The organism is Streptomyces sp. JHA26 (assembly GCF_002005565.1).
Taxonomy (GTDB): Bacteria; Actinomycetota; Actinomycetes; order Streptomycetales; family Streptomycetaceae; genus Streptomyces.
Genome location: NZ_BDJC01000107.1, coordinates 1 through 9,108 on the forward strand (window position 1 = coordinate 1; position 9,108 = coordinate 9,108).

The 9,108-nt window shown below is 70.2% G+C and carries 7 protein-coding genes; 2 read left to right on the forward strand and 5 right to left on the reverse strand.

What is annotated here, in order from left to right; all coding sequences use genetic code 11:
* From JHAT_RS32840 to eccE, 3 genes are all read right to left on the reverse strand, one after another.
* A partial coding sequence (locus tag JHAT_RS32840) for an SCO5717 family growth-regulating ATPase (protein WP_290439827.1) occupies nt 1–911 on the reverse strand: 911 nt, incomplete at its 3' end.
* 758 nt (nt 912–1,669) lie between these two features.
* Entirely contained in the window at nt 1,670–2,443 is a 774-nt protein-coding gene (locus JHAT_RS32845; protein WP_077801924.1) for a hypothetical protein, read from the reverse strand.
* Nucleotides 2,443–3,804 carry a type VII secretion protein EccE gene (gene eccE / locus JHAT_RS32850; protein WP_077801925.1) on the reverse strand — a complete coding sequence of 454 codons (1,362 nt, stop codon included), beginning with the start codon at nt 3,802–3,804 and terminating at the stop codon, nt 2,443–2,445. The genes JHAT_RS32845 and eccE overlap by 1 nt, the downstream gene beginning before the upstream one ends.
* A gap of 216 nt (nt 3,805–4,020) precedes the next feature.
* Here eccE and eccB point away from each other — a divergent pair, with 216 nt between their 5' ends.
* Together eccB and mycP are read left to right on the forward strand one after the other, a co-directional pair.
* The gene (gene eccB, locus JHAT_RS32855; protein WP_077801926.1) at nt 4,021–5,547 is read left to right on the forward strand and encodes a type VII secretion protein EccB; all 1,527 of its coding nucleotides are present in this window, start codon (nt 4,021–4,023) and stop codon (nt 5,545–5,547) included.
* A 32-nt stretch (nt 5,548–5,579) separates the two neighbouring features.
* Nucleotides 5,580–6,833 (forward strand): type VII secretion-associated serine protease mycosin, encoded by a 1,254-nt coding sequence (gene mycP / locus JHAT_RS32860; RefSeq protein ID WP_077801929.1) that lies wholly within the window; start codon nt 5,580–5,582, stop codon nt 6,831–6,833.
* Between the two features lie 117 nt (nt 6,834–6,950).
* Here the strand turns inward: mycP and JHAT_RS34450 are convergent, their stop codons facing one another.
* Nucleotides 6,951–7,430: a hypothetical protein gene (locus tag JHAT_RS34450; RefSeq protein ID WP_143660593.1), complete on the reverse strand. Its 480-nt coding sequence runs from the start codon at nt 7,428–7,430 to the stop codon at nt 6,951–6,953.
* A 78-nt stretch (nt 7,431–7,508) separates the two neighbouring features.
* A partial coding sequence (locus tag JHAT_RS32865) for a hypothetical protein (RefSeq protein ID WP_216353460.1) occupies nt 7,509–9,108 on the reverse strand: 1,600 nt, incomplete at its 5' end.

Consider the following 9,108-nt stretch of genomic DNA (forward strand, 5'->3'; position numbering starts at 1 on the left):
GGAGGCAACGGCGGCACCGCGCCCTGGGCGGGGGGTGCGACGGGGGGCGGGGAGTCCTGGGGTGCGGCGGCGGCCGGAGCGGGCTCGGCGGGGGCCGGATCGGCGGCGGACGCCGGCTCACCGTCGTCGGCGGCGTCCGGGGCGTCGGCGGAAGGGGCTTCGCCGGCCGCCGTCGGCTCTTCGCCGCCCGCGTCGCCCGCGGACTCGTCGCCCGCGCCCTCGCCGCTCTCGGGCTCCGCGGCGTCGCCGTCCGCGGCGTCGCTCTCCGCCGGGATGTCGTCCGCGGCGTCGGCAGCACCGTCGGCGTCGGCCTCGTCGGTCTCGCCTGCTTCCCCGGCGGGGCTCCCGGCCTCGTCGGCGGTGGACTCCGGCCGCTCCTCCGGCGCCTGCCCCTGCCGCGCCTCGGCGGCGGCGAGTTCCGCGAACTCCCGCTTCAGGGCGGCGGCCGAGAAGCGCATGGTGGCGCCGCTCTCGAGGTCGCCGTTGCCGCTCTCGGGCTCGACGCGCGGCTCCGAGGGCGCCGCCGGCTGCTCGGGTCCCGCCTCGGGCAGGGGCTCCGCCGCCGGAGGCTGCTGGGGCTCGAAACCGCTCCCCACGGGCAGACCGGGCACCCCGGGGCCCGGAGGCGTGGACGGGGCGGGAGGTGCGTACGGCGAACTCGGCATCGACGGCGGCGGCGGCGTGAAGGGCGTCGCGGGAGCCGGAGGCTCCGGAGGCCGAGGAGCGGAGGGAACGTCCCCCGACGGACCGGCGCCCTGCCCGGAGTCACCGGACGCGTTCTGCGTGTACCAGGCGGGCGGCGCGTAGTCGATGGTGAACTCGCCCGTCGTCTCGATGGCGGACTCCGCGTCGGGCTGGTCATCGCCGGGTGTCGCCCAGCCCCCGCGGTTCCCGTCCCGGTCGCTGCTCACAATTCCTCCTGGTGTGGTCGAGCACCCTCACGCCGTGTTGGGGCGACCCTTGCTTGTCGTTCGTAGTTGTCCGAGGCCGTTCGAGGTCGTCCGATCCACCGGCTCTCCCCCTGGGACGCCGACGCCCGGTCCACGGGTCGTCGCACAGCGCCGAGGCCCAGCCTAATCACCACAGGCACCACCCCGGCAGCCCTGCCCACCACTCGGCTTCCGCCGCTTGCACCACAGCCTGCCCGCGAACCGCCGTGCACGGCCGCTGTGTCCGCGCACGTTCTCCATGACATCCCCGAGCAAGCCGGACGGAGCATCGGTGAAATGCGCCGGAACCCGACGTTTCCGCCGACGTCTCGCGCGGCGCTCCTGCCGGTGCCGAGCGGGCCGCCTCCGAGGGCGGTCACGGAACAGGGCGTGGTGGGAGTGATCTCCGTCATCCTGTCCCGCGGGAAATCCCCGGAAAGAGGACCGCCGCGCGAGCCCCGGCCCACCCCCGCCACGCCCCTCGGGCCCCGCCGACCGTGCGGAGCAGGCCCGGCAGACGCTCCGGAGCGTGCTGCCGTCCCTCCTCGCGGCCGTCGTGTCCGCGGCGCTGGGCACCGGGGCCGCGTCCCGCCCGGCCGAGGAGAAGGGAGGCAGGTGCCCCACCTCGTCCCGGGCGTCGAAGGCGCCGCGCAGGAGAATCCCTGACGCGGCCCCTCGGCAGCCACTCCCGAAGCGGTGCCGGGTGACCCGCCCGTCGGGTGGGTCACCCGTCGGGCGGGTCAGTCCATGCGACGCGGCGCTCCCAGCAGTCCCGTCTCCGCGTCGGTGGGCTGAGTCATCACGTACTGGTGGTCCCGGTCGGCGCACCAGAGGGTCATGCCGTCCGGGAGCGTCGGCAACGACTCCACCTCGGTCGCGGACAGGGCCACGGCGCGTCCCAACTCCCTCGCCTCGTCCGGGGAGACGCGCTGGATGCCCGTGAGCCGCGCCTGCCGCATGAGCCGGGGAGCGACCGGGCTGAGGTACGGCAGCAGGGTGAACACCGACTGCCACGGTGCGGACGTCACCCGCCCACGCGGCGGCCGCATACCGCAGTCCCGGATCACCAGGACCGGGCTCATGGCCGAGGCGCCCTGCGGCGGCACGCGGCCCACGTCGTGCACGGTCATGCCCGACTGGCCGCCCCCGACCGCCTGCACGACCTGGGCCCAGTGCCCCGGCCTGCCGGTCTCCACCGTGACCCGCGCACCGGTCGCCGCCGCCCGCAGCGCCATCACCTGAGCCGTCCACAGGCCGCCGATGAACAGGATGTCGAACGGCGTCGGCCGGTTCACCCCGAGAACGGCGGGCCGGCCCCCGGCGTCCACGCCCACCACGACGCCGTCGTCCCCGACGGGCAGGGCGAGCGCGTCGACCTGGGAGAGGGACAGCGTGTGCCGAGGGTGCCGGGGGCCCAGCAGCCCGAAACCGGCACGCAGCCGCTCCCGGAGGCCGGTGGCCGACTGCGGATCGGTCTGCGGACCGGTGGGCCCGGTCGATGTGGTCACGGCCATCAGCGAGCACCTCCGAGCGGCAGGGTGGCGAGCACACCGGGCAGCTGTTCACGGTCGAGGCGCACGATCCCGGTCCGTGCCTGACGCGCGGAACGCTCCAGGGCCCGGCGCGCGTCGGACAACTCGGTGCTGCTGCGACCGGTGACCCGCAGATGCCCGGTGATCGACACGTCCTGCTGCCCGTTGCGGGCCAGCGTCAGACTGAACGTCGTCGCCAGCGCGGGCACCGCCGTCAACTGGGCCACCAACTGCGGCAGACCGGGATGGGAGCCGCCGAGCTGGGGCCAGCGCCGCACCCAGTACGTGGTGTGCCGCCGGTTGTCGCAGCGCCAGCTGCGGCTGGACTCCTCGGTCCGGCGCCGGGGCGCGTCACCCTGCCCCTGCTGGGAGGTCACCATCGGGTTGGCGCACGCCGAGGTGGCGAGCGCCGCGGACAGCTCCTCCTCCGTGAGCACGTTCGCCCGGAACCCGGCGCCCGTCAGCCTGCTGGACAGGTGCCCCGCCGAGCGCACCAGGCACTTCTGCGCCCCGAGGAGCCCGCCGCCGCGCGCGGCCACCGCCTCCGGACACAGCTCGGGGTCGAGCTTCAGCGCGATCCACATGATGCGGACCGCGGGGGAGACCGTCTCCGCCTGGAGCTGCGCGTAGTTCGTCACCACGACCGACTGCTGCGGCAGATGAGGCGCGGGCGCGGGCTGCGTGTGCACCACGACCTGGGCGGACTCCAGCCGGATCCCGTCGACGTCGAGGACGTCCCGCACCAGGGCCAGGGGCAGCGGCGTGCGCCCGCGCTCCGCGCGCAGGGCGCCGGCGTCGGCCTCCACCTGGAGGACGGCGGTGAGGAAGCCCCCGTCGCCCACCATGCCCACCGGGCGCCGGTCGTGATCGTCGCGGTGGCTGTACTGGTACGTCCGCAGGTTCGGCTCGCACTCCACGGCGGGAACCAGGCTGGCGTCCACCCCCGACGGCAGGGGGATGCCCGGGGCCTTGCGCAGGCGGGCACGCAGCGCCAGCTGACTGCCCAGCCACTCCGGCAGGGAGCGCCCCCGCCGACGCACGACCGCGAGCAGCACCAGGGTCCCTGCGACCACGCCCGCCGGCACCAGGGCGGTGGGACCGACGAGCCAGCCGCACACCACCAGCGCGGCGGCCAGCTCCAGCATCACCAGCCGCTGCAGCGCGAAGGAGCCGCCACGGCCCGAACGCGCCTGCAGGTGCGGCGTGACGGACCCGCGAGCGGCCGAGGAACCGCGTGCGGCCGTGGCACCGCGAGAAGCCGCGGAACCACCACGGGTCGGCGCCGCGTCGGCCCGCCGCGCCGCGGATTGCGATCGCGACCGGGTTCGCGGTGCGGAAGCCATCACTGCAAAACCCCCGAACTATCCCGAAAAACACCGCACTCAGCAGGCGGCGAGGCTTCAGCACCCTACCCGTGCCGCGCGCACCACCGTGCAACAGGCATAGTAGGTGCCGGGTCTGACAGCCGAGGTTCCAGAGGCGACCGGGGCGGGCGCCAGTGGCCCGCACTGCCGCTCCGCAGGTCTCCATGGCTTCGTACGGGGAGAGAACGAACACAGATGGCATCACGGCGCGATGAACTGAACGCCTACACCTTCGCGAAGCGCCGCACTCTCGCGTCCTTCCTGCAACCGTCTCCGACGGGCTCGGAGGAGGGGGCTCCCAAGCCGCTCAGAGCGGTCGTCCCGAGCCTCGTCGTCGGGGTGGTCGTCCTCGCCGTGTTCGGCGCGATCGGCATGTTCAGCCCGACCGCCCCGAAGGGGTGGGACGAGCCGGGGGCGCACGTGATCGTGGCCAGCAAGTCCACGACCCGGTACGTCGTGCTGAAGACGGGCGGGGAGAAGCAGCTGCACCCGGTCCTCAACATGGCCTCCGCCAAGCTCCTCCTGGACCCCTCCAAGGACAGCGTCATCACCGTCGCCGAAGAGGTGCTGGACAGCGGCAAGCCCCCGCACGGCGCCACGATCGGCATCCCCTACGCACCCGACCGCCTGCCCTCGCCCGAAGAGGCGGAGAAGGCCATGCGGTGGGCGGTCTGCGAGCGTCCCGGACCGGGCGGCCGGGCCATCCAGAAGGCGGCGTTCGTCCTCGCCGAGAAGGAGTGGTCCAGGACCGAGGGCGCGAACAGACTCACCGGCGGCGAGCTGATGTACGTCGTCGGCCCGGACGGCAAGAGCCAGTACGTGGTCGACTCGCGCGGATACGCCTACCCGCTGGCGGACCCGACCGACAAGGAACTCCTCAAGGCCCTCGACACCCAGGGACGCGCCCCGCAGCGCGTCTCCCAGGACTGGCTCGACACCCTGCACAAGGGCGACCCGATCGCCATCCCCGACATCCAGGGCACCCCGGGCGCGGACGCGGGAGCCTCCGACATGCTCCGGCAGTACGACAAGGTCGGCATGGTCATCAAGGCCTACGACGGCCGGCGCATGCAGTACTACGTGGTCCTGCGGGGCGCCGTGGCACGCATCTCGGAGTTCACCGCCACCCTGCTCCTCAACAGCGGCGACCTCGTCGGCGTCGGGCAGGCCGGTGAGGCGCAGCAGGTCAGCCCCGGCGCGGTCGTCGACAGCACCGACTTCGACGGCCAGCGCAACTGGCCGTCGTACCGGCCCCGGACCGTCAACGACGGCTCCTCCGCCACCGCCGGCCGCAACACCGTCTGCAACGTGCTGCGCTCGGTGAACGCCGGGAACGGCACGACGACCCTGTCCACGTGGGCGGGCGAGGACTTCCCCGCCAAGCTCCCCACCGGTTCCTCCAGCGCCTACGTCACCCCGGGCTCGGGCCAGCTCTACCGGCAGTTCCAGGGCACCGAGACCGGCGCGGGCGGCGTCTTCCTGGTCACCGACACGGGCCTGCGCTACGCCCTGCAGTCCAACAACGACAGCGCCACGGACGACAAGGGCATCGGGACCTCCGCCAAGGAACGTGAGCAACAGCTCAACGAGGCGCAGATCGCCCAGACCCGCCTCGGCTACGAGAAGGTGAAGCCGTCCCCCGTTCCGGTGGACTGGTCGACGTTCCTGCCCACCGGCCCCCGCCTGTCGGAAGCGGCGGCCCGGCAGCCGCAGGGTTCGTAGCGGTCGTGGCCACCCAGGAGAACGACGAAGACATGCTGCGTGGAAGCCGCTCCCACAGGATCCCCCGCACCGCCGCGACCGTCCTCGCGGCGACGCTCCTCGCGGGGACGGCGGTGTGCGCCTTCCCGGCGCCCGAGGCCAGGGCCGCCGACGGCGGGCAGTGCACGTTCCCGTCGAAGAAGTACGAGGGCCGGCCGTGGTCGCTGCAACGCGTCAACCTGGACGAGCTGTGGGAGCAGTCGAAGGGCGCCGGTGTCCGGGTCGCGGTGATCGACACGGGCGTCGACGTCAAGAACCCGCAACTCACCGACGCCGTCGACGCGTCCAAGGGCAGGAACTACCTGCCCGCCAAGAACAGCAAGGGCGAGGAGATCGACCGGGGCAACGCGCAGGGCACCACGGACACCGTCGGCCACGGCACCCGGGTGGCCGGCATCATCGCCGCCCGCCCGGCCAAGGGCACCGGCTTCGTGGGCCTGGCCCCCGAGGCCACGATCATCCCCGTCAAGCAGAACGACGCGGAGGGCAACGGCACCGCGAAGACCCTCGGGCAGTCGATCCGGTACGCCGTCGACGCGGGCGCCGACGTCATCAACATCTCCCAGGACACGGCCAACGCCGTCGAGCCCGACCAGAGCCTGAAGGCCGCGGTGGACTACGCCCTGGACCAGCAGGTCGTCGTCGTCGCCTCGGCCGGCAACGACGGCCTCGGCGGCAACGTCAAGGTCACCTACCCGGCCTCCTACGACGGCGTCCTCGCCGTGGCGTCCTCCGACCGCAACAACGAACGCGCGCCCTTCTCCCAGTCGGGCGAGTTCGTCGGTGTGGCGGCCCCCGGCGTCGACATGATCTCCACGGTCCCCGGCGGAGGCCACTGCGCGGACAACGGCACGAGTTTCTCCGCGCCGTACGTGGCCGGGGTGGCCGCCCTGCTGAAGGCCAAGTACCCCAAGTGGACGGCCGCCCAGATCGTCGCCCAGATCGAGCAGACGGCCGAACGCTCCATCCCCGGCCACGACCGCCTCGTCGGCTGGGGCGTCATCGACCCGGTCAAGGCCCTCACGGAGGTCGACCCGGCCCACCCCGTGCAGTCCCCGACCCCCGACAAGGGCGTCGTCCCGGCCGAGGCCCCCTCCGTCCCCCCGGTGCACTTCGGCGAAACGGCCCAGGAACGCAACACCCGCGTGGGCACGTACGTGGTCGTCGGCGGCCTGGTCCTGGTGGCGGGCCTGGGCGGCACGGCAGTGGCGGTGAGGGACGCGCGACGGAGGCGCGGGGGGCGGTGAGGGCGGCTCAGGCCCCGTCGGAACCGGCCGACGGCTCGTCCCGCCGAGAGCCTGCCCGGCCCGCGACTACTGCCCGCGTTGTGACTGCAATCGCAGCTTTGCGAGCTGTAGCGGTGATCAACATACGGATGACTGCTCCAGGGACTCTGTGTACTCTGAAATCAGTTTCTTCATGCTGTCTGCGTCGCGATGCTCAGATCCTGGAATCTGGATGGCTGTGTAGAGAACCTGGTTTTCATGCTCCCTATTACTGCATCGACTGGCCTTGCCGAATGCTTGTTGGTCTGAGTAGGCGTACAGGCCATCGTCTGTCTGATGCTTCGGATCATCCATGGACAGGCCGCGGGAGAATTCTAAAATATTCATGTTGTCCCACCACTCCTGAGATGTCTGTGCAATCGGCTTGCCGTCGATGTAAACCTTGCACTTGTTGACGTTGGGAGCCGGGGTGGAGCCTTGGATTGAGAGTTTACTTCCTGGCGGCAGGAAGGATGAGAAGAGTGTGGCGTTGATTTCTGCTCCGCAAAGTGAGTCTGGTAACGAATAGCCTTGGCTGTTCTGTTCGCCACTACATGCTGCGAGTCCCAGCAGAAGCACAACCATTGTCGCAGAGGGGAAGCTTTTCCGCCGTCCTGCAGTACGCGATAATTTCATGATCGTCACCCGGAGCCTTAATTATCCAACGTTAGTGGTGCTACCAGGAGCCTGGCCGTCGAGCAGGGCGCGAGCATTGATGAAGCCCTGGCGGGACCCGCCGCGAGCCCACGTTTCCACGTCCTGCGAATCGGCGAGACCGTATTCCTCGGCTGCCGTCCTTGCGCCCACGCCGACATATGCATTGTTTTGCATGAGTGCCGCCTGCCAACGGTTTCCCATTTCGTCAGTCGCCTCCTCCAGTGCGTGTCCTTCGGTGTCTTTGAAGACTTCCTCGATCACGACACTCGTCACGGTGCCTGTTGCGCCTCCCGTTAGTGCGCCGATCCAGGGTGTTGCGATTACAGAAGTGCCGACTCCAACAACTGTTCCAGTGACGCCGGAGATGGTGTTCTTGTACTGGGTGATTGAATGGTTGTATGCTTTGTCTTTCTCGTCCGCTGCTGGGCCTGCGACCTCCTCCTGTCGACCCAGTCCCAGCGTTCCCGAGATCTCTCCTGATCGCTCCGAGATGGTCGTCACCGTCGTCTGCAGACTATGTGAGTAACGTTGGTCGGCCGGCAGATTCGGATTGAGGTGGTGGGCCATCAACTTGCCCATGTAGGACTGCTGGCCAACCTCTACAGCGGCATAACCTTCCGGGTTCTGTCCGACGGCGAAGAGGAATTTTGAGACATTTGGATGATTCAGTGCTGCTTCGACCCCTTGAACTGGGAAGAGCTTTGTGACGGCTTCCCAGCTCTTCGAGTCGTCGTCTCTCGCAACGTCGGTCGTTGCCCTGTTGATGTCGGGTAGATATTCCGAGGCGATCTGCCCCATGCTGTCGGACATGTAGCTGTTATCGGTGAGGCGCTCCGGTTTGTCGGCGATCGAGGCCACCAGGCTCTCCATGAGCTTCGCCTGGCCGGTGTTGTGCACGGGAGTGTCCGCCGTGGGCATCTCGCCCGCCGGGTGGCCGGTGGTGGCGGCCTCGAGGGCCAGGGCCAGGTTGTTCTGTCCGGTGTGCAGGTCATCGCCCTTGGAGTCCGACTCCTGCGGCCAGTCCCGCTCCTCGAAGAGGTACTGGAAGTTCGACAGAGAGACCTTCTCGTTCTTGCCGTTACCATCCGGGTCCCGCTCGAACGGGTTGTCCGGGTCGTCCTTCAAGATGAACGGTTCGTTGAAGAAGCCGGTGGCAGCGTCCGGGCTGTTGGACAGGCCCTTCAGGTAGCCCGTCAGGGGGTCTGCCCCGCTGTCGTCCCCGATCCGGTTCAGCAACGGGTTTCCCGCCTCCAGCGTCCACGCTCGGTTCGGATGCTCCCCGTTGCCGGTCAGCTTGCGCTCGGTGGCCATGAGTTTCGTGCCGTAGTCCGTCAGGAACCGGTCGTCGTAGTCGCCGGTCCGCATGAGGTTGCTCATGACCTGGAAGCCCATCGGGCCGCCGCGGTTCTCGCCGTACAGCGGCTTGTCGCCGATGTCGATCATCGTGCGCTTCCAGTCGGCCATCGCCGCCGAGTCGCTCTGCGTGGCGTTGGCGAGCGTCATGCCCAGGCTGCGCTGCAGATCGTCGAACTGTTCGCGACGTTCTCGGTCCAGTTCCCAGTTTCCGCGCTGTGGGTCAGCGACTCCGGCCCAGAACTCG